Source organism: Streptomyces sp. DG1A-41 (genome assembly GCF_037055355.1).
Taxonomy (GTDB): domain Bacteria; phylum Actinomycetota; class Actinomycetes; order Streptomycetales; family Streptomycetaceae; genus Streptomyces.
Window position 1 is genome coordinate 8,149,461 of the sequence record NZ_CP146350.1, and the last position, 23,625, is coordinate 8,173,085.

A 23,625-nucleotide genomic window follows, 5' to 3' on the forward strand; every position below is an offset into this window, starting at 1 on the left:
CCGGTGGGGCAAGGCTCCGGCTGAATGAGGGCATGAGCTCCTCCGAGACCGAGCGGTCCTCCGGGGCCGCCCCGTCGGCTGACCAGGCGGCCGGTGCGCTGCCCGCCGTCGCGCCGCAGCTGCGTGCACTGCGGCGCCGGGCTTCCCTGACCCTGGAGGCCGCGGCCCGCGCCGCCGGGCTGTCGCCCGCCCATCTCTCCCGCCTGGAGACCGGGCAGCGCCAGCCCTCCCTGCCGATGCTGCTCGCGCTCGCCCGCGTCTACGGTACGACCGTCGCCGAGCTGCTCGGCGAAACGGTCGCCGGCCGGGACGCCGTCGTCCGCGCGGCCGACATGGAACCGACCGCTGCGGGTGGCTGGACGTACTGGCGAGCCGGCGCCTCCGGGCGCGGGATGCAGGCCCTGCGCGTCCACGTCCCGTACGGTTCCCAGGGCGACATCGTGCGCGTCCACCCCGGCGAGGAGTGGCTCCATGTGCTCCGGGGACGGCTGCGGCTGAGCCTCGGCGACACCACGCACCGGCTCGCGCCCGGCGACAGCGCCCACTTCGACTCGCTGACCCCGCACCGGATCGCCGCCCAGGACCCGGACGGCGTCGAGCTGCTCTTCGTCCACACCCTCTTGCAGAGCCCCACGGCCGCCCTGTGCCTGGGCCCCACCCATGGAGACGGGTCATGAAGGACATGGAGGAGAAGTTCCCCCGCGCCCTGTGGGTGCGGCTGTTCATCTACCTCGTGGTGGGGCACATCTTCGCCGCTTTCGTGTACTTCCTGTTCGAGGCAGGGGCCCGCTAGCGGCGTCTTCAGTCGAGCAGCCGCTCGCGCAGCCGCTCCCGGGTCTCCGGGGCGAGCCCGAGGCCCTTCTCCAGATAGGCCTCGACGCCGCCCCAGGTCTCCTCGATGGTGTCGAAGGCCGCCGTCAGGTACTCGGCGCGCGCGTCGAACAGAGGGCTGAGCAGCTCCATGACCTCGGGGGAGTAGGCCGAGGCGGCGGAGCTGCTGCGGTGCACCTTGTAGCGGCGGTGCTTGGCGTTGGACTTCAGGTAGTCGTCGACGATCGCCTCGCGCTCGACGCCCAGGGCGAGCAGCGTCACCGCGATGGACAGACCCGCGCGGTCCTTGCCCGCCGCGCAGTGCATCAGGGCGGGGACGCTGTCCTCGGCGAGCGCGTGCAGCACCTGGGAGTGCTCGGCCGTGCGGCTTTTGATGATCGTGCGGTACGAGGCGATCATGCGGTCCGCGCCCTTGCCGTCCGAGAGGATCGCGCGCAGTTGGTCCAGGTCGCCGTCGCGGACCATCTTCCAGAACTCGGCGCCGTCGGCCGGGTCGCTCAGCGGCAGGTTCACATTGCGCACGCCCGGCAGCTCGACGTCCGGCCCTTCGAGCTTCTGGTCCGCCTCGTTGCGGAAGTCGAAGATCGTGCGCAGGCCCAGGGTGGTCAGGAAGGCGGCGTCCCCCCGGTCGCATGGGCGAGGTGGCCGCTGCGGAACAGCACCCCCTGCCGCACCCGCCGTCCGTCCACGGTCGGCAGTCCGCCCACATCGCGGAAGTTGCGCACTCCGGCCAGCTCGGGCTCGGTCGACGGGACCTGCTGCGTCACGAGGGCTCCTCCCCTTCGGCGCCGCCGACGCGGCTCGTCGACGGGCATCACTCGACGATACGACATGCCTGCCTGGGGCAATGAGTTGTCCACAGGCGTTGCCGGGAGCCCCCACAGCCCTTGATGATGTTGGGGCCTGGTCGCACCTGGTCGGGCCTGTTCGAATCTGTGAGGTCTTGATGCTGGACATCTCCGAAGACGGTCGTACGTGGGTGCTCTCGGGGCCGACCAGTAGTTACGCCGTCCATGTCACCGACCGCGACGAGCTGCTGCACCTGCACTGGGGCCCCCGGATCGGCCTCGCCGACGCCGAGGCCCTCGCCGTCCGGCCGCTGCCGGACTACTGGCCCTTCGAGTCCCCGCTCGACGGGCGCGAGGAGTATCCGGTCGAGGGAGGTCCCCGTTTCGTGCGGCCCGCCCTGTCCGTACGCACCCCGGAGCGGCGCGGCACCGAGTGGACCTACGAGGGGCATGACGCCGACGGCGAGGGCGGTGAGCTGCGGCTGCGCTTCAGTGACGGTGACCTGACCATCACGCTGCACTACCGGATGCGCTTCTCGACGGACGTCGTCGAGCGCTGGGTGACCCTCGACAACCACGGACCCGCCGTCGAGGTGCTGCGCGCCGACTCCGCCACCTGGACCCTGCCCGACCGCGACGCCTGGCGGCTGTCCCAGCTGCACGGCCGCTGGGGCGCCGAGTCCCGGCTGGAGCGCTCCGTCCTCGCTCACGGAGAGAAGGTCATCGGCAGCCGCCGCGGCCACACCGGTCACCAGCACCTGCCGTGGGTCGCGCTCGACACCGACGCGACCGAGGAGCGCGGCGAGGTGTACGGATGCGCCCTGGGCTGGTCCGGCTCCTGGCGGATCGCAGTGGCCCAACTCCCGGACGCGCGCGTGCAGATCACCGGCGGGGCCGGCTACGACGACTCGGGCCTGCTGATGCTGGGCACGGGGGAGTCGTACACGTCCCCGGTCTTCGCCGGGCTCTGGAGCGACGGCGGTTTCGGCGGGGCGAGCCGCGCCTGGCACGCCTACCAGCGGGCGTACGTGATCCCGGACGCCGGCCAGGACCGGCCGGTGCTGTTCAACTCCTGGGAGGCCACCGAGTTCGACATCTCCGAGGAGCAGCAGCGGGCACTCGCCGAGCGGGCCGCCGCCATGGGTGTCGAGCTGTTCGTGGTCGACGACGGCTGGTTCGGGGCGCGCACCAGCGACCGGGCCGGGCTAGGCGACTGGACCCCCAACCCCGACCGCTTCCCGGGCGGCCTCAAGCCGCTCGCCGACCATGTGCACGGCCTCGGCATGCGGTTCGGGATCTGGGTCGAGCCGGAGATGGTCAACCCGGACAGTGACCTGTACCGCGCGCACCCGGACTGGGTGCAGTACCAACCGGGACGAAAGCGGACGGAGTTCCGTAATCAGCTCGTACTGAACCTCGCCCGCGAGGACGTCCAGGAGTACCTCTGGCAGCGGCTCGACGGACTCCTCTCCAGCGCCCCGATCGACTACGTCAAGTGGGACTTCAACCGCTGCTTCACCGACGCCGGCTGGCCGGACGACCCCTACCCGCAGCGGCTGTGGGTCGACCACGTCCACGCCCTGTACGCCCTGTTGGACCGACTGCGGGCCGCCCACCCAGGGGTGGCATTCGAATCCTGCTCGGGAGGCGGCGGCCGGATCGACCTCGGTGTGCTCGGCCGCACGGACCAGGTGTGGACCTCGGACAACACCGACCCGCTCGACCGGCTCGCCATCCAGCACGGCTTCAGCCAGATCCATCCGGCCCGGGTCATGGCCGCCTGGGTCACCGACAGCCCGAACGCCATGCTCAACCACCGGGCCAGTTCCCTGCGGTTCCGGTTCGTCAGTGCCATGGCCGGGGTGCTCGGTGTCGGCGGCGACCTCACGCGGTGGACGGAGGAGGAGCTCGCCGGGGCGCGGGACTGGGTGAAGCTCTACAAGGAGATCCGGCCCGTGGTGCAGCGCGGCGACCTGTACCGGCTGCGCCCGCCGGAGGGGGGCCTGAGCGCCGTGCAGTACGTCCTCGGTGACGAGACCGTCGTCCTCGCCTGGCTCCAGGCGCAGCGCTACGGCGAGCCCGTTCCGGCGCTCCGGCTGCGGTGCCTGGACCCCACGGCATCGTACGAATGCCTCGAAACGGGCGAAGTTCACCGGGGTGCCGTGCTGCTCCATCACGGGCTGCGGGTCGGTCTGCGCGGGGATCTGGACGCCACCGTCGTCCGGCTTAAGCGTAAGTAGCCGTTCTGTCCGGATAGGGCGCGCTTAGGTTATTTCGACATAACGTGCCCCGATCGTAAAGGAGATGTGGTCGGGGTGCGTGAGCATCGTCATATTCGTAACGATGTGTTGTTGCCATGTGCACGTAATTCTGGCGCTATTCAGGGGGATTGAGGAAAGCGGGAGATCCGTAATCCACGCTCCGTGACGGAAAACGTGCCGATGCGTCAAGAAAAACGCAGTCACAGGCAACCGCAAGCTTGTCCCTTTGCGTCCTGGTCGCTTACGTTCCACACCCATCCGGACGGACGCCTAATCCTGCCGCCGTCCGGAGCCCCACACACTGACCCGACGTACGGCAGGAGCGGGGGACCCACAGGTAAGACGCCTGTTCCGGTTCCCGGAACGGCTTGGGGTTAAGCCGCGCCTCGGCGTGGCCGGGCATCTCCAGCCCGAACCCGACAGCTCACCTCGTAGGCGCCGGAGAGGAATTCGCCATGCCCGCGAAGGGTAAGCACCGCCGCCCGAAGACCCAGCGTTTCACCCGCTCCATCGCCGTCGCCGGAACCGGCGGGGCCGCTCTCGCCCTTCCGCTCATGGGGGCGGCCGGCGCCCACGCCGCCACCCCGCAGTCGGCTCCGGAAAAGACCGTCCAGTCCGCTCCGGCCGCCGAGAAGAAGGCCGCGGAAGCGGCCACGGGCGCCCGCACGTACACCGTGCAGGCCGGTGACTATCTCGCGAAGATCGCCGACGAGCAGAACGTCGAGGGGGGCTGGAAGAAGCTCTACGCGGACAACCGTGACGCCGTCGGCGACGACCCGTCGCTGATCCACCCGGGCCTGAAGCTGTCGATCGGCAAGAAGGGGGCGGCGAGCGAGTCCAAGTCCTCGTCCCCGTCGAAGTCCTCGGCCTCCAAGTCCTCGAAGTCCTCGGCTTCCAAGTCCTCGGCTTCCAAGTCCTCGGCTTCCAAGCCCTCGGCTTCCAAGCCCTCGGCCTCGAAGTCGTCCGCCGCCGAGTCGGCCTCGAAGCCGGCTGCCGCCAAGCCGGCCGCCGCGGCCTCCAGCGGCTACAGCGCCCCGGTGGACGGCGCCACCGTCGGCACCCCGTACCGCATGTCCGGCAGCATGTGGTCCAGCGGCTACCACACCGGTGTCGACTTCGTCGTCCCGACCGGTACCTCGCTCAAGGCCGTCGGCGCGGGCACGGTCGTCTCCGCCGGCTGGGGCGGCGCGTACGGCAACCAGGTCGTCATCAAGCTGAACGACGGCAGCTACGCGCAGTACGCCCACCTGTCCTCGCTCTCCGTCTCGGCCGGCCAGACCGTGAGCGCCGGACAGCAGATCGGCCTCTCCGGCGCCACCGGCAACGTGACGGGACCGCACCTGCACTTCGAGATCCGCACCACGCCGGACTACGGCTCGGACGTGGACCCGGTCGCCTACCTGCGCTCGCACGGGGTCTCCGTCGGCTGACCTACCGCACGACCACCTGCCTGACACGCAACCGTCGGCCGGACCCGATCCCCGGGTCCGGCCTTCGGCGTGTGCGTGCGCTTGTGCTGATCGGGCCAAGGGATCGACAGGTGGCGGCGGTTGGGAGAGAGTGATCCCGTCCGGAGTGGCAAGCGCTTACTGAACGTCCCTGGACGGATCCCGAAGGAGCTGTGTCCGTGCCGACCACCCGCAGAGCGTTCGGAACCCTGGCTGCCGGAGCCGCCTTGGCGGCTCTCGCCCCGACGGCGACGGCGAACGCCGCGCCCCCTCGTCGCCGCCTCATCGCCCACGACGACTTCTGCCACGGCCTCGGCCAGTGGGCGACCGAACTCCAGGACGGCGGAACCGTCACCGCCTCTCGCGGTGTTCTGGAGATCGACGTGCCGAGCGGGGCGACCGTGTGGTTCAGGCGGCGGCTCGAAGGCCCGTACGTCCTCGAGTACACCGCCACGCCTGTCTCCGAGGGCGGGGTCAACGACCGGGTCTCGGACCTCAACAACTTCTGGAACGCGACCGACGTCCGTTCCCCGGGCGATCTCTTCGCCACGCCGCGCGGTGGGGTTTTGGAGGAGTACGACCACCTGACGACGTACTACGCCGGTTACGGTGCCAACTACAACACCACGACCCGGCTGCGCCGGTACGTCGGCCGGCCCGGGTCCGTCCCCTGCTCTTCGACTACACCGAGCCGCTGCTGGTGCCGGGCGAGCCGAACCGGGTGCGGATCGTCTCCGACGGTTCGACGGTGCGGTGGTGGAACAACGGGAGGCTCGTGTTCGACTACAGCGATCCGGAGCCGTACACCAGCGGGCATTTCGCCTTCCGGACCGTGTGGAGCCACTTCCGGATCACGGGCTTCCGGGTGTGGCGCCTGACCCCCAACAACCGCTGACCGGTGACCTATTCCGGAGTTGACGAACACTTGGGGAGTGGCTTATCTCACCGCCCGTCAACCCCTGCCTACGGTCGCGTAGGTCACATTGGAGGGTGAAAAATGAGCTGCTGTGGCAGACGATTCGAAGAGTGACAGCAGAGCAGTGATCGGGTCGTACGTTGCGGTGGGGGACAGCTTCACCGAGGGCGTCGGTGATCCCGGCCCCGACGGGGCGTTCGTCGGCTGGGCCGACCGGTTCGCCGTCCTGCTCGCCGACCGCCGGCCCGAAGGCGACTTCCAGTACACCAACCTCGCCGTGCGCGGGAAGCTCCTCGACCAGATCGTGGCGGACCAGGTTCCGCGGGCCGTCGAAATGGCCCCGGACCTCGTCTCGTTCTGCGCCGGGGGCAACGACATCCTCCGGCCCGGCACCGACCCGGACGAGGTGGCCGAGCGTTTCGAGCGGGCCCTCGTGCGGCTCACCGCCGTTTCCGGCACGGTGATGGTGACGACCGGGTTCGATACTCGTGGGGTGCCCGTGCTCAAGCATCTGCGGGGCAAGATCGCGACGTACAACGGGCATGTGCGCGCCATCGCCGACCGGTACGGCTGTCCGGTGCTCGACCTGTGGTCCCTGCGCAGTGTCCAGGACCGCAGGGCGTGGGACTCCGACCGGCTGCACCTGTCGCCCGAGGGGCACACGCGGGTGGCGCTCCGCGCGGGGCAGGTGCTCGGACTGGAGGTTCCGGCCGACCCGGAGCAGCCGTGGCCGCCGCTGCCGGCGCGAGGGCCTCTCGAAATTCGGCGGGACGACGTGCACTGGGCGCGGGAGTTTCTGGTGCCGTGGATCGGGCGGCGGCTGCGTGGGGAGTCGTCCGGAGATCATGTGACGGCCAAGGGGGCTCTGTCGCCGGAGGACATCAGGAGGCGGATCGCTTCGGCGGCGTGAGGGCCGGGCGCGGATGCCTGCGGCGGCCTGTGCGGCTTCGGGGGTGCGGGCCTGCCTGCGCGGTGGTCGTGGTCGGCCGTGGCAGGGCCTCGCAGGTCGAGGGCGTGCCATGCGACCCCGGGAGCGGTGCCCTGCCCTGCCGACCGGCGGACCAGATCAGCGTCCAGGAAACCGCTGCCGCCGACGATCAGGACCGTCACCCCGGGAGATGGTCTTCGATGTGCCCGAAAGAGTGGTCAGGGCGAGGCGAGCCTCCTTTCTGGGGCGACGAGCGACTCCTGCCGTGAATCATGTGCGTCACGCCGCGCGCCTGTGTGCGCCGGGCACGCACGGCGGAAGGCGTGGGCAGTCGGCAACAGGACACGGACCGCGGAGGCCCGCATGGACCGTCGTACGTTTCAGCGAGGGCTCGTCGCACTCGGCGTCGCGGGAGGAGCCGGTCTCGCACTCGGTCCGAACGCCGCGTCGGCCGCACCGGCGAGTTCTGGCCCCGGTCGTCCCGGGAGGCCGGGGCCCCGCACGCTGGGCGCGCTCCGGAGCCGGTCGCTGCGGGAGTACGCCCTCCCCGAAGCCGGACAGACCCATGAACCGGTGAAGGTGCCCGGCGCCCCGCTGCTCCTCATCACCCAGTGGTACCCCAGCCGACTGCTCCACCGTCTGCTGGTGACGCGCCGCAGCGTCTTCGCCACGGAGATGCACAGCTCGACGCTCGCCCAGCTGGAAGTGCCCCTGGGGCACCGCTGATCAGCTCACGCGGGAGGGGACGCCGCGGCCGAACACCTCCTTGACGAGCCTCTGCGTCGCCTTCTGGAACGCCTCTGCCATGGACAGCGCGGCGTCGTCGACATAGTTCAGCGCGGCGGTCAGGGTCCTGCTGGCGTCGGGCGTGCTGTACATCAGCGCCGCGTGGCCGGCCATGCCGCCGTTGTGGGTGATGACGGTGCCGCCGTTCTCGCCCGCGTCCTGCACGAACACCCCCAGCCCGTAGCCGGTCTTGGGATGCGGTGTGCGCATCTCGGCCAGCAGCGGCGCCGGCAGGAGCTTGCCGGTCATCAGGGCGGAGATGAACGTGTGGAGGTCCTGGGCCGTCGAGATCATGTCTCCGCCAGTGGAGATCCAGGAGGGGTTCTGGCGGGTGACGTCGACCGTCTTCCGCCGGCCGGCGTCCTCGACCCGGTAGTAGGCGTGGGTGTGCGGTTCGGGGATCTCCGGGCTGGTATCCGGCACCACGGTGTCCGACAGCCCGAGCGGCCCCAGGATCAGCCGGTGCATCTCCTCGGCCAGCGAGCGGCCGGTGACCTTCTCGATCAGCAGCCTGGCCAGCACGTAGTTGGTGTTGGAGTAGCTCCAGTCCGTCCCCGGCTCGAACCGCGCCGGCTTGGACAATGCCAGCCGTACCAGGTCCTCCGGCCGGTAGGTCTTGAACCGGTTGTCCACCCACTCCCGGCCCGCGGTCGTGGCGGGGATCCCCGGCGCGAACGTCCCGTCGTCGTAGTACTCGCCGGTGAAGTTGAACACCCCGCTGGTGTGCTGGAGCAGCATCCGCACCGTGATCCGCCGGTCCAGCTCGAACCCGGGCAGGTAGTCATCCGCCGGGATGTCCAGCTCGATCTTGCCCTCGGCCACCAGTTGCAGCGCCAGGGTCGCGGTGAAGGTCTTGGTGTTGCTGCCGATCCGGACCCGCCCGTTGGCCGGCGGCCCGGCGCTCTCGCCCAGCTTGCGCACCCCGGCACTGCCGACCCATGAGCCACGTTCGTCGTGCACGCGCAACTGCACCCCGGTGAATCCGGAATCGACGATCTCCTGAATGGCCTCCTGCAACTCCGGGCGATCCTGCCGGGCAGCGGTGAGAGACATGACTGTGTGCTCCTTCTCGTTTCGGGTGCTGGAAAAGCTACGTTGCGTTCAGGTGTACGGCAACAGCTTCATTGCGTGTAGTTGTCGTATATGCAGTTCAAGGCAGAGTAATCATTGCAATGGAGGTGGATTCAATGCAACGAACGTTCGTTGGTTCGTTGCAATAAGTGGAGAGTGAACGCTATGCTGCGGGCACTGAGGGAGCATGAAGGGGGTCGCGATGCCGGGAGGCAGGCTCACCCAGCAGGAACGTCAGCAGATCGCGCAGGGGCTGGCCGATGGCCTCGCCTACGCGGAGATCGCCAGAGGTCTCGATCGCCCGACCTCGACTATCACGCGTGAGGTGATGCGCAACGGCGGGCCCACCGCCTACCGTGCCGACCTTGCCCACCGCGCCACCGAACGCCGCACGCGCCGACGCAGGCAGGCCGTACCCCGGGGCGCACAGGCGCCTGTGCCGGCCCACGGGCGCGACATCGAGGCCGTGCGCGAGTACGAGGAGGTGTTCACCACCCTCCTCATGCAGCAGGGCCTGCCCAAGATGATGTCCCGAGTGCTGACCTGCCTCTACACCACCGACGCGGGCAGCCTCACCGCGTCCGAACTCGTCCGGCACCTTCAGGTCAGCCCGGCGTCCGTTTCCAAAGCGGTCGCGTTCCTCGAAAGCCAGGGCCTCATCCGCCGGGAGCGCGACGGAGGTCGCCGCGAGCGCTACGCCGTCGACGACGACGTCTTTTACCAGGGAATGATGGCCAGCGCCCGGTCCAGCGCCCAGCTCGCCGAGACCGCGCGGCAGGGCGTCGGCGTCCTCGGCCCCGACACCCCGGCCGCCACCCGCCTCGAGAACATCGCCCGCTTCGTCGACTTCGTCTCCGAGAGCCTCGTCCGCGCCGCTGAACAGGCCCGCGAGGTCCTCCACGCCAAACCCGAAACGACCTCGGGCGATACCGGCCATCGCGGATAGGCGGCTGTCTTGCCGCTGCCCGCCCGGTCAGGGGCGAGTCAAGGCCGCCGGCTCCAGGCCCAGTTCACGAGCCAGGGCTTCCTCGGCCCACTCCTGCGCCCGTGCCCGCGGCACCCCGCCCGCGTAGGACGTCAGCTGGACGGCCAGGCCGTCGAGGAGGGCGGTGAGGCGGAGGGCCGTGCCGTGCGGGTCGGGGCAGTGGAACTCGCCGGCCGCCAGGCCCTCCGTGATGACCTCGGCGAGGGCCGCCTTCCACTGCCTGTCGAGCTCCTGGGTGACCTCCCGCAGCGCGGGCTCGCGCAGCGCCGCCGCCCAGCCCTCGATCCACAACCGCCAGCCCTTGGCCTGGCCGGTCGGGGCGTACCACCGAACGGCCGACCGCAGCCGGCGCAGTGCCGACGTACGGCGGCCGAGCAGTTTGCGCAGATGGGCGAGGTCCGCCTCCGCCGCGTGCCGGAACGCGGCGGCGACCAGCTTCTCCTTCGTCGAGAAGTGATAGAGCACCAGCGCGTTGCTCACACCGAGCGCCGAGGCCACGTCCGCGATCCTGACCGCCGCCACACCGCGGGCCTCGATCTGCTCGACGGCAGCCCGCAGCAGTTCCCCGCGCCGTTCCGCCACGCTCAACCGGACTCTCGTCACGCCGTCACCCTACACACGCGCGTGCACCCTCCTGACGTGTGTATTCGGCCGGTCCGGCAAGGGGGGCGGCTGCCTCGCCGTCCGTCAGCGGTACCAGCCGAACCGTTCCGCTGTGACGGGCGGCCGGTCCGCCACGAGTGCGTGGGGGCGGCCCGTGGTGTCGTGCCGTCGGCCAGGGCGCGGGCCGGCATCCGCTCGACCAGGGACCGCATCGAGCGGCGTGTGTGGGCGAACGCCTCCTCGGCGTCGGCGCCGATGTCCCCTGACAGCGTCCACCATCAGGCGCTCGTCCCGGAGTTGACCACGACGTCCGGCTGTACGGTCACCCGCGTGCGGCGGCCGGCAGCAGCTCCGCGTCCGGTCGTACGGGCACGTTGGCCGCCTCGACGACCCAGCGGGCGGTGATCCGCTCCTGGTTGCCGGCGTCGATCGCGTACGAGACGGCCGCGGGCACGTCCGTGCCGGCCGACGGCCGGGCGTCGCCCGACAGTTCGCGGTCGCCGGGGCGCGGCGCGGTCCACGGTGCCGTGGGAATCCCGCGCGGCGAGCAGCGCCTCGATGGCGAGCCCCGCCGGGTTGGCGATCGTGCCCTTGACGTCGGCGACGGCCGCCCGCGCGCGTGAGGAACGCGCGGTGGCCCCGCCCATGGTGCCCAGCCCCTGGAGGGTGACGCCCGTCCCCGCGTGGGGCACCCCGGCACGGTCCAGCGCCGTGAGGGCGGCCTCGGCGACACCGCAGCCGTCGGCCAGTTCGTCCAGCTCGGTGCCGTCCACCTCGACCGCGAACGCGATGCCGTCCACCTCGACCGCGAACGCCTCCCCGAGCCGCCGCCGGGCCTCCGCCTCGTCGTCCAGCAGCGGGTACACCGCCTGGAGGCAGGAGACCAGCCCCGCTTCGGCCGCGGCCCGGTCCACCAGAGCCGTTCAGCATCGCCGTCGTGGGACCCCTGCGCCCCGGTGTTGTCGGAGGGGCCGCCCATAATGGAAAGCCTGACCGACTCCACCTGGAGGTACCGTGGCCGGTTTCCGTTCCCTGAGCTCCGGGCTCCGCGCGCTCCAGCCCGGGGCGTTCGGCGCGGACCCGAGTGGTGAGCGCATGGCGCGCATCCGCAGATCGCCCCACTTCAGGGACGGGGTCTTCCAGAACCCCGGAGGTCCCGCGCGGACCCGGCCCTCAGGCTCGGCCCTGGAATTCGCGAAGGTCTTCTTCGACAAGGAGACCCGGCCCCGCCGCTCCCCGGAGGGCACGGTGCCGGTACACGCCACCACCCTCGCCGACATCGCCCGGCCGCCGGCCACCGGGCTGCGGCTGACCTGGATGGGGCACTCCAGCGTGCTCGCCGAGATCGACGGCCGGCGCGTCCTGTTCGACCCGGTGTGGGGCGAGCGCTGCTCCCCGTTCCCCTTCGCCGGTCCCAAGCGGCTGCACCCGGTGCCCCTGCCGCTGGCCGCGCTCGGCCCGGTCGACGTCGTGGTCATCTCGCACGATCACTACGACCACCTGGACATGCCCACCATCAGGGCACTGGCCGGCACGGACACGCTGTTCGCCGTGCCGCTCGGCGTCGGGGCGCACCTGGAGCACTGGGGCGTGTCCGCCGGCCGGCTGCGCGAACTGGACTGGCACGAGACCACGAAGGCCGGCGGCCTCACCCTGACCGCCACCCCGGCCCGGCACTTCTGCGGCCGGGGGCTGCGCAACACCCAGCACACCCTGTGGGCCTCCTGGGTCGTCGCCGGTGACGAGCACCGGATCTACCACAGCGGCGACACCGGCTACTTCGACGGTTTCAAGGAGATCGGCGCGGAGCACGGGCCGTTCGACGCCACGATGATCCAGATCGGCGCGTACTCGGACTTCTGGCCCGACATCCACATGACCCCCGACGAAGGCATGCGCGCCCACCTCGACCTCCAGGGCGGACCGGAGCACGGCCCGATGCTGCCGATCCACTGGGCCACGTTCAATCTGGCGACACATCCGTGGGCGGAGCCCGGCGAGGGGACCCTCGCGGCCGCCCGTGCCGTGGGCGCCCGTATCGCCCTTCCCCACCCCGGCGAACCCTTCGAGCCGACGGCCGAGACCGTCCCGTCGAAGCCGTGGTGGCGCGGTGTGGCGCTCGCGCCGGCGGGCGGCTTCATGGCCGGCGAAGCCCTCGCCGATGCCACGATCAGGACCACGTCGAACGCGGCAGCCGTGGCCCAGGCCGATACGTTGAGTGACGGTGACGGTCAGGCGGGGACGGGCGCGGAGGACCCTGAAACGCTTCCGGCGGGATGAGCCGGAGCGGGCGGCAGGCAGACGGCGAGGGCCGGGGAGCGCGAGGCTCCCCGGCCCTCGCCGTGTCTGTGTGACCGCTTCTGACCAGGTCGGATCGAACTGTTTTCGTTCATGGCCGGAGGCGTGACGGGGTTTATCGGTCTGTCGTACGAGACCTCATACCAGAGCGGGACGCTCCCCGTATGAGTTTGTCAACTGCCCACCGCACATGATGCGCTGACGACTACTGTCAGTGTCCGTCGGGAAACAGGCGGATCAGGGAGTGGGGACCGATACGTGCAGGCGCAAGGCGGACGAGGGAGTCGACGCGAGGGGGATTCCCGCTGCCCGCGCACGACCGACGCCGATACGGGCGCCGCTGTGGTGGCCTCCTCCGGCTCCGAACGGCACACGGACTCCGGACGCGGCGGTGCCGGGCGGGAGCCGGCCGCGTCCGGGCGGGCGGCCCGGGGCGCGCGGAAGCGGCCGCGTGAGCCCGGTCGTACCACCGCAAGCCCCCCTGGCACCCAGGCCCGACGTACCAGTACGAGGACACCGATGTCTCACCTCCGCGCCCCGGCCGCACGCGCAGACCGCCGTGAGGGCGGACGGCACGGGCGGCCGGCCGCCCGCACCGCACCCGCGCTGCCCGAGACCCACATACGGCCCCAGCTGCTGCGTCTCGCCGTGCTGCCGCCCGTCGCCGTCGCCCTCAGCGGCTGTGCCGCCGTCCTCTTCACCGTCCGGTCCACCGGAGCGCGGCCGGGGCCGACGCTGTGGGTCGTGCTCGCCGGGGCGGTCTCGGTGACCCTCGTCGGCATCGTCGTCGCCGCGGTGGCCGCCAACCGGGCCGCCCGTTCCGTGCACGACCGCATCGGCGTCCTGCGCCGCACCACCGCACGGCGCGAGGCCGACCTGCGCGCCCTGGTCGAGACGCTGCGCCGCGGCGACGGACCGCCGCAGCTCGGCCCGCAGAGCGGTCAGCGCGGCGGCCCCGCCGAAGGCGCCGACGACTTCGAACTCCTCGCCGCCGACCTGACCCGTGCGCACGACGGCGCCGTCACCGCCGTCGTCCAGGCCTCGCAGCTCTCCAGCCAGGCGGGCAGCGAACAGAAGCTCGAGGTGTTCGTCAACCTCGCCCGGCGCTTGCAGTCGCTGGTGCACCGCGAGATCTCCATCCTCGACGAGCTGGAGAACGAGATGGAGGACCCCGACCTGCTCAAGGGGCTCTTCCACGTCGACCATCTCGCCACCCGCATTCGCCGTCACGCCGAGAACCTCGCCGTGCTCGGCGGGGCCGTCTCCCGCCGCCAGTGGAGCAACCCGGTCTCCATGACCGAGGTGCTGCGCTCGGCCATCGCCGAGGTCGAGCAGTACTCGCGGGTCAAGCTCGTGCCGCCGATCGACGGCACCCTGCGCGGGCACGCCGTGGCCGACGTCATCCATCTGCTCGCCGAACTCGTCGAGAACGCCACGGTGTTCTCCGCCCCGCACACCCAGGTGCTGCTGCGCGCCAACCTCGTCACCTCCGGGCTCGCCGTCGAGGTCGAGGACCGTGGCCTGGGCATGCCCCTGGAGGAGCAGACGCGGATGAACGCCCTGCTCGCCGACCCGGACCAGGTGAACGTCGCCCGGCTGCTCGCGGACGGCCGCATCGGGTTGTTCGTCGTCTCGCAGCTGGCCAGGCGGCACGGCATCACCGTCCGCCTCCAGAGCAACATCTACGGCGGAGTGCAGGCGGTGCTGGTCGTGCCGCAGGCTCTGCTGGGGGCGGAGGCGGGCGCGTCCGGCGGCGCCGGGCAGCCGCAGGGCGGGGCGGGCGGTACGGATCGTCCGGCCGTACCGCTGCGGCAGACCCGGGAGCACGGACAGCGGGGGCAGTTCGGGCAGTCCGCGGTGGGAGCGGGAGACGGAGCGGCGTCCAGGGGGACGTCCCGAGCCGAGGGGGAGGCGTCCGGTGGGGTCGGGCTCGGCAGCTCGCCCGAACCGGGATCCGCGCCTGCGCCAGGGTCCTCGGCGGGGTACGGATTCTCGTCCGGGTCCGGTGCCGCTTCGGAAGAACCGCCGTCGGTCCCGCCCGCCACATCCCGGGCGCACCGGCAGGAGGCCGCACCGGCCTCGGGCGGAAGCACGCAGAGCGGCCGCCGGCCCGCGCCCCTGCCCGTGCGCGGGGCCCATCGCGGGCGGCCCACCCCGGCCGAGGCGAGGCCCGGTATCAGTCCCGACGACCGGCGCGTCCTCGCCGAGAACGTGACGGCGCTGCCCACCCCGCGCAACGGCACCGTGCGCGGCACCATGGGCAAGCCCCAACTGCCCCGCCGCCGCGCCCAGGAACACATCGCCCCCCAGCTGCGCGACGGTCCCACGCCGCGCCAGGACCCCGACCACCTCGTCGGCCATGATCCCAACCTGATGGCGGCCTTCCAGCGCGGCATCAGCCTCGCCGAGGCCCAACAGCACATGGAGGCCGGGAACATGGACTGGGGAGACATGGGGCCGTCGGCGCACATGGAGCCTGCGACGCACAACGAGCCGACACACACGGAGCCGACACACACGGAGTCGGCACACGTGGGGTCGGCACACGTGGGGTCGACACATGCGAAGCGGCCCCACAGGGACCCCGCCCACAGGGACCCGATCCCCATGGAGCCGGTGCAAACCGAGGCCCTCCCCAGCGTGGACGCAGCCCGGACAACCGAGGCGCGCGGCGCCCGGGACGGTCTGACCGCGTCCCGCCCCGACCACACCACCACCCGGCACGACGGGAGCGCACCCGCCGGATGACCACTCCCGTTTCCACCCCCACCACCAGCGCTCCCGCAGACCTTCGTACCCCAAGGAGTCGATCCACCATGGCGAGCGATGCGCCGACCGCCCATGTTTCCGATCTCGACTGGCTGATGAGCGGCCTCGTGCAGCGCGTACCGCACACGAGTGCCGCGGTGCTCCTGTCCTGCGACGGGCTCGTGAAGTCCGTGCACGGCCTGGACCCGGACAGCGCCGACCACATGGCCGCCCTGGCATCCGGCCTGTACTCCCTCGGCCGCAGCGCCGGCGTCCGCTTCGGCGACGGCGGCGAGGTCCGGCAGGTCGTGGTCGAACTCGACTCGACCCTGCTGTTCGTCACCACCGCCGGCTCCGGCACCTGCCTGGCCGTGCTCGCCGGCCGAGAGGCCGACGCGGCCGTCCTCGGTTACGAGATGGCGATGCTGGTCAAGAGCGTCCGCCCGTACCTGGTCACCGCTCCCCGCCAGCAGTCCGTCGAATCCCCGGCGATGAGGCCTTGAGCGTGGCGGCGGCCGGTGACGGGCCCTGGCTCGACGACGCGGCCGGGCGGCTGGTGCGCCCGTTCACGGTCAGCAACGGCCGCACCCGTCCCACCGTCGCGCTCGACCTGATGTCGCAGGTGATGGCCACCGGGGCGACCCCCCTCGGCTACCTCGGCCCCGAGCACGCGCAGGCACTCGAGCGGTGCGGTGTGCCCGTCGCCGTCGCGGAGGTCGCCGCCCATCTGAAGCTGCCGGTGGCCGTCACCAAGGTGCTGCTGGCGGACCTCGTCGACTGCGGGGCGCTGACCACCAAGCCCCCCGCGTTCCACCACAACCCGACGGACCGGGCCCTTCTGGAGGCAGTGCTCGATGGACTACGACGACAGCTCTGACTACGCCGACGCTTCCGGCCACGGCGGCGACCCGTTCCCCACCGCCCTCAAGATCCTGGTGGCGGGCGGGTTCGGCGTGGGCAAGACGACCTTCGTCGGCGCGGTCAGCGAGATCGCGCCGCTCAGCACGGAGGAGCTGCTCACCACCGTCAGCGCCGCGACCGACAACCTCGACGGCATCGAGAACAAGGTCGAGACGACCGTGGCCATGGACTTCGGCCGCATCACGCTCGACCCGAAACACGTGCTGTACCTGTTCGGCACCCCCGGCCAGGAGCGGTTCTGGTTCATGTGGGACGAGTTGTGCGAGGGCGCGCTCGGGGCGGTCATCCTCGCCGACACCCGCCGCCTCGAGGAGTGTTTCGCGGCCGTCGACTTCTTCGAACAGCGCGGCCTCGGTTTCATCGTCGCCGTCAACGAGTTCGACGGCGCCTACCGCTACGACCCGGAGGAGGTGCGCGCGGCCCTCGACCTGTCCGAGGAGATCCCCGTCGTGTGCTGCGACGCCCGGATCTCCAGCTCCGGGGTCCAAACCCTGCTGACCCTCGTGCGCCACCTCATCGCCCATGCGCCCGCCCCCACGACCGGGTATGGCGCCCACATGTGATCCCCCAACACCCGCCAGGGAGCCCGTATATGACGCATGCCCACAGTCCGGGAGGACGCCCATGAGCTACGACCCGCCGCGCCCGGCCGGTCGTCTGCTGCTCACACCCGAGGACAAGGAGGCCCCCGCCAGAGCCGGCCGACTGCGCCTGCTGGGGCTGGGGGAGCGCCCCGAACCCGCACTCGACGCCTTCGCGCACGGCCTCGCCGAGCTCACCGGGGCGCCGTACGCCATGGTCAACTTCCCGGACGAGCGGGGCCAGTTCTACGCGGGGCTGTACGTTCCGGCCGTCGCGCCGGTGGTGCGGAGCGACGGCTCCAGCCCCCGGGTGGGCCGTACTCTGCCCCGCGACCATGGGTTCTGCCCCCATGTGGTGGCCCGCCGCAAGGCTCTGGTCCTGGAGGACGTCCACGACTATCCGCGGTTCGCGGGCAATCCGGTGGTGGACGAGTTCGGTATCCGCTCCTATCTGGGGGCACCGCTCATCGACGGTACAGGCCTGGTGCTGGGCACGGTCAGCGTCGCCGACGTCGGGCCCCGGCCGTGGGGGAAGCCGGGCCTGACGGCCATCAAGGAACACGCCGCGCAGCTCGTCGTACAGCTGGAGGGCTGGGGCGGCCGGCTGCCCTACTGACACGCCCCGGGGTTGCCACAGAGCACGGGCGGGCGTGAAGGAAAGCTGAGGCGGCGCTTAAGAAAACCTCGATGGACCGGTGCGTGCGGCGTACGGCAGATTGCTGTGCGATCCCACTCCTCTCCCGGCTCCAGGGGTACCTTCGGCGTGCCCGGACCCGGGACTCACCCCCTGGAGCCGTAGCGGTGAAGGCGCTGGTCAAACAGAAGGCGGAGCCCGGGCTGTGGCTCGCGGACGTCCCGGAGCCCGCCGTCGGGGTCGGCGACGTACTGATCAAGGTGCTGCGCACCGGCATCTGCGGCACCGACCTGCACATCAGGGCCTGGGACGGCTGGGCGCGGAAGGCGATCCGCATCCCGCTCGTGGTCGGGCACGAGTTCGTCGGCGAGGTCGTCGAGACCGGACGGGACGTCACCGACATCGCCGTCGGCGACCGGGTCAGCGGCGAGGGCCACCTGGTGTGCGGCAAGTGCCGCAACTGCCAGGCCGGCCGCCGTCATCTGTGCCGGGCCACCATAGGGCTGGGCGTGGGCCGCGACGGGGCGTTCGCCGAGTACGTGGCCCTGCCCGCCGCCAACGTGTGGGTGCACCGGGTGCCCGTCGACCTCGACGTGGCCGCGATCTTCGATCCGTTCGGCAACGCCGTGCACACCGCGCTGTCGTTCCCGCTCGTCGGCGAGGACGTGCTGATCACCGGCGCGGGGCCGATCGGACTGATGGCCGCGGCCGTGGCCCGGCACGCCGGAGCCCGCAATGTCGTGATCACCGACGTCAGCGAGGAGCGGCTGGAACTGGCCCGCAAGATCGGTGTCAGCCTCGCGCTCAATGTCGCCGGCGCCACCATCGCCGACGGGCAGCGCACGCTCGGCCTGCGCGAGGGCTTCGACATCGGCCTGGAGATGTCCGGCCGCCCCGAGGCCATGCGGGACATGATCGCCAACATGACACACGGCGGCCGGATCGCGATGCTCGGCCTGCCCGCGCAGGAGTTCCCCGTCGACTGGGCCCGGATCGTCACCTCCATGATCACCGTCAAGGGCATCTACGGCCGCGAGATGTTCGAGACCTGGTACGCGATGTCCGTGCTGCTGGAAGGCGGCCTCGACCTCGCGCCCGTGATCACCGGCCGGTACGGCTTCCGCGACTTCGAGGCGGCGTTCGCCGACGCGGCGAGCGGCCGCGGCGGCAAGGTCATCCTCGACTGGACCGCTTAACCACCCCTCACCGCCCAGCACTTCAGGAGCCCCTCATGTTCGACTCCGTGCGCGACGACCTGCGCGCCACCCTCGACGAGATCCGCGCCGCCGGCCTGCACAAGCCCGAGCGCGTGATCGGCACCCCGCAGTCCGCCACCGTGAACGTCACCGCGGGCGGCCGCCCCGGCGAGGTCCTCAACTTCTGCGCCAACAACTACCTCGGCCTCGCCGACCACCCCGAGGTGATCGCCGCCGCCCACGAGGCCCTGGACCGTTGGGGCTACGGCATGGCGTCCGTGCGCTTCATCTGCGGCACCCAGGAGGTGCACAAGGAGCTCGAGGCGCGGCTGTCGGCGTTCCTCGGCCAGGAGGACACCATCCTGTACTCCTCCTGTTTCGACGCCAACGGTGGTGTGTTCGAGACACTGCTCGGCCCTGAGGACGCGGTCATCTCCGACGCGCTGAACCACGCGTCGATCATCGACGGCATCCGGCTGTCCAAGGCCCGCCGCCTGCGGTATGCCAACCGCGATCTGGCCGAGCTGGAGGCCCGGCTGAAGGAGGCCTCCGACGCGCGTCGCCGGCTGATCGTCACCGACGGCGTCTTCTCCATGGACGGCTACGTGGCCCCGCTGCGCGAGATCTGCGACCTCGCCGACCGCTACGACGCGATGGTCATGGTCGACGACTCGCACGCCGTCGGCTTCGTCGGCCCCGGCGGCCGCGGCACACCCGAGCTGCACGGCGTCATGGACCGCGTCGACATCATCACCGGCACCCTCGGCAAGGCGCTCGGCGGCGCCTCGGGCGGATACGTCGCCGCCCGTGCCGAGATCGTCGCCCTGCTGCGCCAGCGCTCCCGCCCGTACCTCTTCTCCAACACGCTCGCCCCGGTGATCGCGGCAACCTCCCTGAAGGTGCTCGACCTGCTGGAGTCGGCGGACGACCTGCGCGTCCGGCTCGCCGAGAACACGGCCCTCTTCCGCAGCCGCATGACCGAGGAGGGCTTCGACGTCCTGCCCGGTGACCACCCCATCGCCCCGGTGATGATCGGTGACGCGGCGGTCGCCGGGCGCATGGCGGAGCTGCTGCTGGAGCGCGGCGTGTACGTGATCGGCTTCTCGTACCCGGTCGTGCCGCAAAGCCGGGCCCGGATCCGCGTCCAGCTGTCGGCCGCGCACTCGACGCAGGACGTCGACCGCGCGGTCGACGCCTTCGTGGCGGCACGGGCGAGAGCCTGGCTGAAAAACACCGGCGACCTGAGAGAATCGATCGCATGATCGAAGCGCGGCGGCTCCACATCCTCCGTGCGGTGGCCGACCACCGTACGGTGACGGCGGCTGCCGCCGCGCTGTATCTGACCCCGTCGGCCGTGTCCCAGCAGCTCGCCGCGCTGGAGCAGGAGACCGGGCACCGACTCGTCGAGCGCGGCGCCAAGGGCGTACGCCTCACCCCCGCCGGCGAGATCCTGCTCAGCCACACCAACGCGGTTCTTGCCCAACTGGAGCGCGCCGAGGCCGAGTTGGCCGCCTACAGCTCGGGAGCGGCCGGCACCGTCACGGTCGCCTCCTTCGCGACCGGCATCGCCCTGGTCGTCGCGCCCGCGGTGGCCCGCCTCGCCGAGTCGGCGCCCGGCATCCGCATCCGAGTCCAGGACGCCGAGGGCGACGCCAGCCTGCCGATGGTGCTGGACCGGCAGGTCGACGTCGCCGTCGCCGTCGAGTACCGGGGCGCCCCGGCCGCCGACGACCCGCGACTGACCCACGTACCGCTGTACGCCGAGCCCTTCGACGCGGTCGTGCCGGTCGCCCACCGCCTGGCCGACGCGGCGGAGGTCCCGCTCGCCGAACTGGCCAAGGACGCGTGGATCGGCCCGTACCCCGGCAATCCCTGCCACGACGTGGTGGTCCTGGCCTGCGAGAACGCCGGCTTTCAGCCCCGCATGGAGCACTCATCGGACGACTTCCGGGCGGTCGTCGCCCTCGCCTCCGCCGACGCGGGCGTCGCCCTCGTGCCGCGCTCGGCACTGCGCGGTATGGATCTCGCCGGGGTGGTCGTCCGCCCCGTGGACGGCACGGCCCCCACCCGGCGGGTCTTCGCCGCCGTACGCCGGGGAGCCGAGGAGCACCCGCTGATCCGCCCGGTGCTGGAGGCGCTCGGCGCGGCGGCCCGTGTGTGAGGACTCGTTAACGCGATCGTCTCATATCCGGGATAGCATCCCACATATGAGAACCGATGACACGGACCCGGTCGACACCCGGCTGGGCGCCCGCCTGGCCGAGCTGCGGGCCGAACAGGGCTATTCCCTGGGCGAGTTGGCGGACCGCAGCGGAGTGAGCCGCTCCACCCTCTCCCGGGCCGAGCGGGCCGAGATCAGCCCCACGGCCTCGCTGCTGAACCGCTTGTGTGCCGTCTACGGGCGGACCATGTCCCAGTTGCTCAGCGAGGTCGAGGCCGAACCGGCACCCGTGGTGCGCGCCGCCGACCAGCCCCGGTGGCAGGACCAGGCCTCCGGCTTCGTACGGCGGTCCGTGTCACCACCGCACGCCGCCCTGCGCGGCGAACTCGTCGAGGCCCGCCTCTCGCCCGGCGCCGACATCGCCTACGACAGTCCGCCCGTCGCAGGTCTGGAGCAGCACCTGTGGGTTCTGGAAGGAGCCCTCGACGTGACCGCGCAGGAGACCGAACACCACCTCGGCGCCGGTGACTGCCTGCGTATGCGCGTGTGGGGGCCGACCCGGTTCCGGTGTGCCGCTCCCGAGGGCGTCCGGTATCTGCTGGCGGTGGTGCGGCCGTGATCGCCGACCGTCTGGACGAAGCTCAACTCGCCGAGTGCGCGGGAGGATTGGCGGATCTGCTGGTCGACACCGTGAACGGCGGTGCCTCGGTCGGCTTCCTCGCCCCGCTCGACCGTGCCGAGGCCCTCGCCTGGTGGCAGGAGCGGGCCGCCGATGTGGCCGGGGGAGGCTCGCCGTGTGGGCGGCGTACGACGGGGAGCGGGTGCTGGGTACCGTGAGCCTGGCCTTCCCCGGCAAGGCGAACAGCCGTCACCGTGCCGAACTCGTCAAGCTCATGGTGCACCGGGACGCCCGCGGCCGTGGTCTCGGACGCAGGCTCCTGGCCACGGCGGAGGGCGCTGCCGCCGAGGCCGGCGTCACCCTCCTGCACCTGGACACCGAGACCGGCAGCCCCGCCGAGCGGCTGTACCGGTCCGCCGGCTGGACCTCGATCGGCGCGATCCCCGACTACGCGGCGAGCCCCGACGGGGAGCTACGGCCGACGACGATCTACTACAAGCACGTACCGGCAACCGCTCTCACCAGGTGATTGTCAGTGGCAGCCGATACCGTGCCTGCCATGCCGGATGCCGAAGACGTACGACGTATCGCTCTGTCCCTGCCGGACACGACGGAGAAGATCGCCTGGAGCATGCCCACGTTCCGGGTCGCGGGAAAGATGTTCGCCACGCTGCCGGAGGACGAGACGTCCATCGCCGTGCGCTGCCCCAAGGAGGAGCGGGAGGAACTGGTGCTCGCCGAGCCGGAGAAGTTCTGGATCGCCGACCACGAGGCGCAGTTCGCCTGGGTGCGGGCCCGGCTCGACGCGCTCGAGGACGAGGGCGAACTGCGGGACATCCTGGCCGACTCCTGGCGTCAGGCGGCCCCGACCCGGCTCCTGGAGGCGCACCCCCGACTGGGCCTCGCGGCGGGGGAGTGACCTCCTCCGGGTCTCACGCGGGAGCCGTCGCCCCGACGAAGCCGCCGATGCGCTCCCGCAGCGACCGGGCGTCGAGGCCGTGGGCGGCGACATGCTCCTCCACCTGCCCGTACCGCCGCAGTTCGCGGCGGCCCACGCCCAGCCCCAGCACCCGGTGCGGCACCTCGGACAGCGCGTCGTTCGCGGCGCCCGTCGAGGTGCCCGCCAGGTAGGGCTCGACGAGGACGACGTCCGTCCCGGCCGCCCGGGTGGCCCGGCGCAGGGCGGCCCCGTCGAAGGGGCGGACGGTGGTCGCGTACAGGACCGTGACGTCGAGGCCCTCGGTGGCGGCGAGCACCGTGTCGAGCAGGGGCCCGACGGCGACCACGACACCGGAGCGCCCCTCGCGGACCGTGCGGAAACGCTTCCCGTCGCCGGGCAGCGCCAGACCGTTGGACTGCACGGACAGCCGCACGTACACCTTGTCGTCGCCCGCGGCGACCGCGTGCCGCAGCAGCGTCTCGGCCTCGTCCGGGTGGCCCGGCACATGGACGGTCCAGCCGTCCAGTGTGTCGAGCAGCGCCACGTCGCCCGGCGCCATGTGGGTGTAGCCGCCCGCCGGCCAGTCGAAGGAGGCGGCGGCGCTCACCAGCACCGCGCCCAGGTCCTGGTGGCCGAGGTCCAGCTTGACCTGCTCGAAGGGCCGCTCGACGAGAAAGCCGGCGAAGGTGTGCACGACGGGCCGCAGTCCGGTCAGTGCCAGCCCCGCGGCCGCCCCGACCAGGAGCTGCTCGCGGATGCCGACGTTGACGACCCGGTCGGGATGGCGCCGGGCGGCCTCGGCGAAGCCGTCCGTGCCGATCTCGGCGAGGACCACGGCGACCCGGGGATCCTCCTCCAGCAGCCGGGAGACGACAGGGGCGAAACGGTCACGCATGGTGTCCATGGAGTT

At 71.5% G+C, this 23,625-nt stretch carries 21 protein-coding genes, 4 pseudogenes and 1 riboswitch; of the genes and pseudogenes, 20 read left to right on the forward strand and 5 right to left on the reverse strand.

The annotated features are described in order from the left end of the window. Positions 1–32: 32 nt before the first annotated feature. Together V8690_RS37620 and V8690_RS37625 are read left to right on the forward strand one after the other, a co-directional pair. Positions 33–677 (forward strand): XRE family transcriptional regulator, encoded by a 645-nt coding sequence (locus V8690_RS37620; RefSeq protein WP_338784513.1) that lies wholly within the window; start codon positions 33–35, stop codon positions 675–677. Further along, positions 674–793, forward strand: a complete 120-nt coding sequence (locus V8690_RS37625; RefSeq protein ID WP_274821134.1) for a DUF6126 family protein — start codon at positions 674–676, stop codon at positions 791–793. The genes V8690_RS37620 and V8690_RS37625 overlap by 4 nt, the downstream gene beginning before the upstream one ends. 8 nt (positions 794–801) lie before the next feature. Here the strand turns inward: V8690_RS37625 and V8690_RS37630 are convergent. After that, positions 802–1,598, reverse strand: a pseudogene (locus V8690_RS37630) (tyrosine-protein phosphatase). Positions 1,599–1,777: 179 nt separating this feature from the next. Here V8690_RS37630 and V8690_RS37635 point away from each other — a divergent pair. From V8690_RS37635 to V8690_RS37655, 5 genes and pseudogenes are all read left to right on the forward strand, one after another. Continuing rightward, positions 1,778–3,859 carry an alpha-galactosidase gene (locus V8690_RS37635; RefSeq protein ID WP_338784514.1) on the forward strand — a complete coding sequence of 694 codons (2,082 nt, stop codon included), beginning with the start codon at positions 1,778–1,780 and terminating at the stop codon, positions 3,857–3,859. 310 nt (positions 3,860–4,169) lie between these two features. Next, a riboswitch (cyclic di-AMP (ydaO/yuaA leader) is annotated at positions 4,170–4,331 on the forward strand. Between the two features lie 4 nt (positions 4,332–4,335). Then, on the forward strand, positions 4,336–5,310 hold the full coding sequence (locus tag V8690_RS37640) for a LysM peptidoglycan-binding domain-containing M23 family metallopeptidase (RefSeq protein WP_338784515.1): 975 nt from the start codon (positions 4,336–4,338) through the stop codon (positions 5,308–5,310). Between the two features lie 197 nt (positions 5,311–5,507). Beyond that, a pseudogene (locus V8690_RS37645) lies at positions 5,508–6,223 on the forward strand (DUF6250 domain-containing protein). A gap of 145 nt (positions 6,224–6,368) precedes the next feature. Further along, on the forward strand, positions 6,369–7,154 hold the full coding sequence (locus V8690_RS37650) for an SGNH/GDSL hydrolase family protein (RefSeq protein ID WP_338785599.1): 786 nt from the start codon (positions 6,369–6,371) through the stop codon (positions 7,152–7,154). Between the two features lie 381 nt (positions 7,155–7,535). Further along, positions 7,536–7,898 carry a hypothetical protein gene (locus tag V8690_RS37655; RefSeq protein ID WP_338784516.1) on the forward strand — a complete coding sequence of 121 codons (363 nt, stop codon included), beginning with the start codon at positions 7,536–7,538 and terminating at the stop codon, positions 7,896–7,898. Here V8690_RS37655 and V8690_RS37660 read toward each other — a convergent pair whose 3' ends face one another. Next, the gene (locus tag V8690_RS37660; RefSeq protein WP_338784517.1) at positions 7,899–9,011 is read right to left on the reverse strand and encodes a serine hydrolase domain-containing protein; all 1,113 of its coding nucleotides are present in this window, start codon (positions 9,009–9,011) and stop codon (positions 7,899–7,901) included. 220 nt (positions 9,012–9,231) lie between these two features. Between V8690_RS37660 and V8690_RS37665 the strand changes: the two genes are divergently transcribed. Continuing rightward, complete coding sequence (locus tag V8690_RS37665; protein ID WP_338785600.1) at positions 9,232–9,975, forward strand: helix-turn-helix domain-containing protein; 744 nt, start codon at positions 9,232–9,234, stop codon at positions 9,973–9,975. A gap of 27 nt (positions 9,976–10,002) precedes the next feature. Here V8690_RS37665 and V8690_RS37670 read toward each other — a convergent pair whose 3' ends face one another. Both V8690_RS37670 and V8690_RS37675 read right to left on the reverse strand, forming a co-directional pair. Beyond that, positions 10,003–10,617 carry a TetR/AcrR family transcriptional regulator gene (locus V8690_RS37670; protein WP_338784518.1) on the reverse strand — a complete coding sequence of 205 codons (615 nt, stop codon included), beginning with the start codon at positions 10,615–10,617 and terminating at the stop codon, positions 10,003–10,005. Positions 10,618–10,701: 84 nt separating this feature from the next. Beyond that, positions 10,702–11,534 (reverse strand): annotated as a pseudogene (locus tag V8690_RS37675) (glutamate dehydrogenase); the annotation flags it as partial. Between the two features lie 97 nt (positions 11,535–11,631). Between V8690_RS37675 and V8690_RS37680 the strand changes: the two are divergent. From V8690_RS37680 to V8690_RS37735, 12 genes and pseudogenes are all read left to right on the forward strand, one after another. Beyond that, positions 11,632–12,897, forward strand: coding sequence for an MBL fold metallo-hydrolase (locus V8690_RS37680; RefSeq protein WP_338784519.1), 1,266 nt, complete (start codon positions 11,632–11,634; stop codon positions 12,895–12,897). Between the two features lie 537 nt (positions 12,898–13,434). Continuing rightward, positions 13,435–15,663, forward strand: a complete 2,229-nt coding sequence (locus tag V8690_RS37685) for an ATP-binding protein (RefSeq protein WP_338784520.1) — start codon at positions 13,435–13,437, stop codon at positions 15,661–15,663. A 68-nt stretch (positions 15,664–15,731) separates the two neighbouring features. Further along, complete coding sequence (locus V8690_RS37690) at positions 15,732–16,166, forward strand: roadblock/LC7 domain-containing protein (protein WP_338784521.1); 435 nt, start codon at positions 15,732–15,734, stop codon at positions 16,164–16,166. 2 nt (positions 16,167–16,168) lie between these two features. After that, the gene (locus tag V8690_RS37695; RefSeq protein WP_338785601.1) at positions 16,169–16,540 is read left to right on the forward strand and encodes a DUF742 domain-containing protein; all 372 of its coding nucleotides are present in this window, start codon (positions 16,169–16,171) and stop codon (positions 16,538–16,540) included. Then, entirely contained in the window at positions 16,518–17,147 is a 630-nt protein-coding gene (locus tag V8690_RS37700) for an ATP/GTP-binding protein (RefSeq protein ID WP_338784522.1), read from the forward strand. The genes V8690_RS37695 and V8690_RS37700 overlap by 23 nt, the downstream gene beginning before the upstream one ends. 61 nt (positions 17,148–17,208) lie before the next feature. Beyond that, the gene (locus V8690_RS37705) at positions 17,209–17,781 is read left to right on the forward strand and encodes a GAF domain-containing protein (protein ID WP_338784524.1); all 573 of its coding nucleotides are present in this window, start codon (positions 17,209–17,211) and stop codon (positions 17,779–17,781) included. A 185-nt stretch (positions 17,782–17,966) separates the two neighbouring features. Then, complete coding sequence (gene tdh, locus V8690_RS37710; protein ID WP_338784525.1) at positions 17,967–18,995, forward strand: L-threonine 3-dehydrogenase; 1,029 nt, start codon at positions 17,967–17,969, stop codon at positions 18,993–18,995. Positions 18,996–19,030: 35 nt separating this feature from the next. Then, on the forward strand, positions 19,031–20,257 hold the full coding sequence (locus tag V8690_RS37715) for a glycine C-acetyltransferase (protein ID WP_338784526.1): 1,227 nt from the start codon (positions 19,031–19,033) through the stop codon (positions 20,255–20,257). After that, the gene (locus tag V8690_RS37720) at positions 20,254–21,156 is read left to right on the forward strand and encodes a LysR family transcriptional regulator (RefSeq protein WP_338784527.1); all 903 of its coding nucleotides are present in this window, start codon (positions 20,254–20,256) and stop codon (positions 21,154–21,156) included. The genes V8690_RS37715 and V8690_RS37720 overlap by 4 nt, the downstream gene beginning before the upstream one ends. A 46-nt stretch (positions 21,157–21,202) precedes the next feature. Beyond that, positions 21,203–21,775: an XRE family transcriptional regulator gene (locus tag V8690_RS37725; protein WP_338784528.1), complete on the forward strand. Its 573-nt coding sequence runs from the start codon at positions 21,203–21,205 to the stop codon at positions 21,773–21,775. Further along, a pseudogene (locus V8690_RS37730) lies at positions 21,772–22,304 on the forward strand (GNAT family N-acetyltransferase). Before V8690_RS37725 ends, V8690_RS37730 begins: the two are co-directional and overlap by 4 nt. A gap of 30 nt (positions 22,305–22,334) precedes the next feature. Further along, on the forward strand, positions 22,335–22,694 hold the full coding sequence (locus tag V8690_RS37735) for an MmcQ/YjbR family DNA-binding protein (protein ID WP_338784529.1): 360 nt from the start codon (positions 22,335–22,337) through the stop codon (positions 22,692–22,694). A 13-nt stretch (positions 22,695–22,707) separates the two neighbouring features. Here the strand turns inward: V8690_RS37735 and V8690_RS37740 are convergent, their stop codons facing one another. Then, complete coding sequence (locus tag V8690_RS37740) at positions 22,708–23,619, reverse strand: transketolase (protein ID WP_338784530.1); 912 nt, start codon at positions 23,617–23,619, stop codon at positions 22,708–22,710. Between the last annotated feature and the right edge of the window lie 6 nt (positions 23,620–23,625).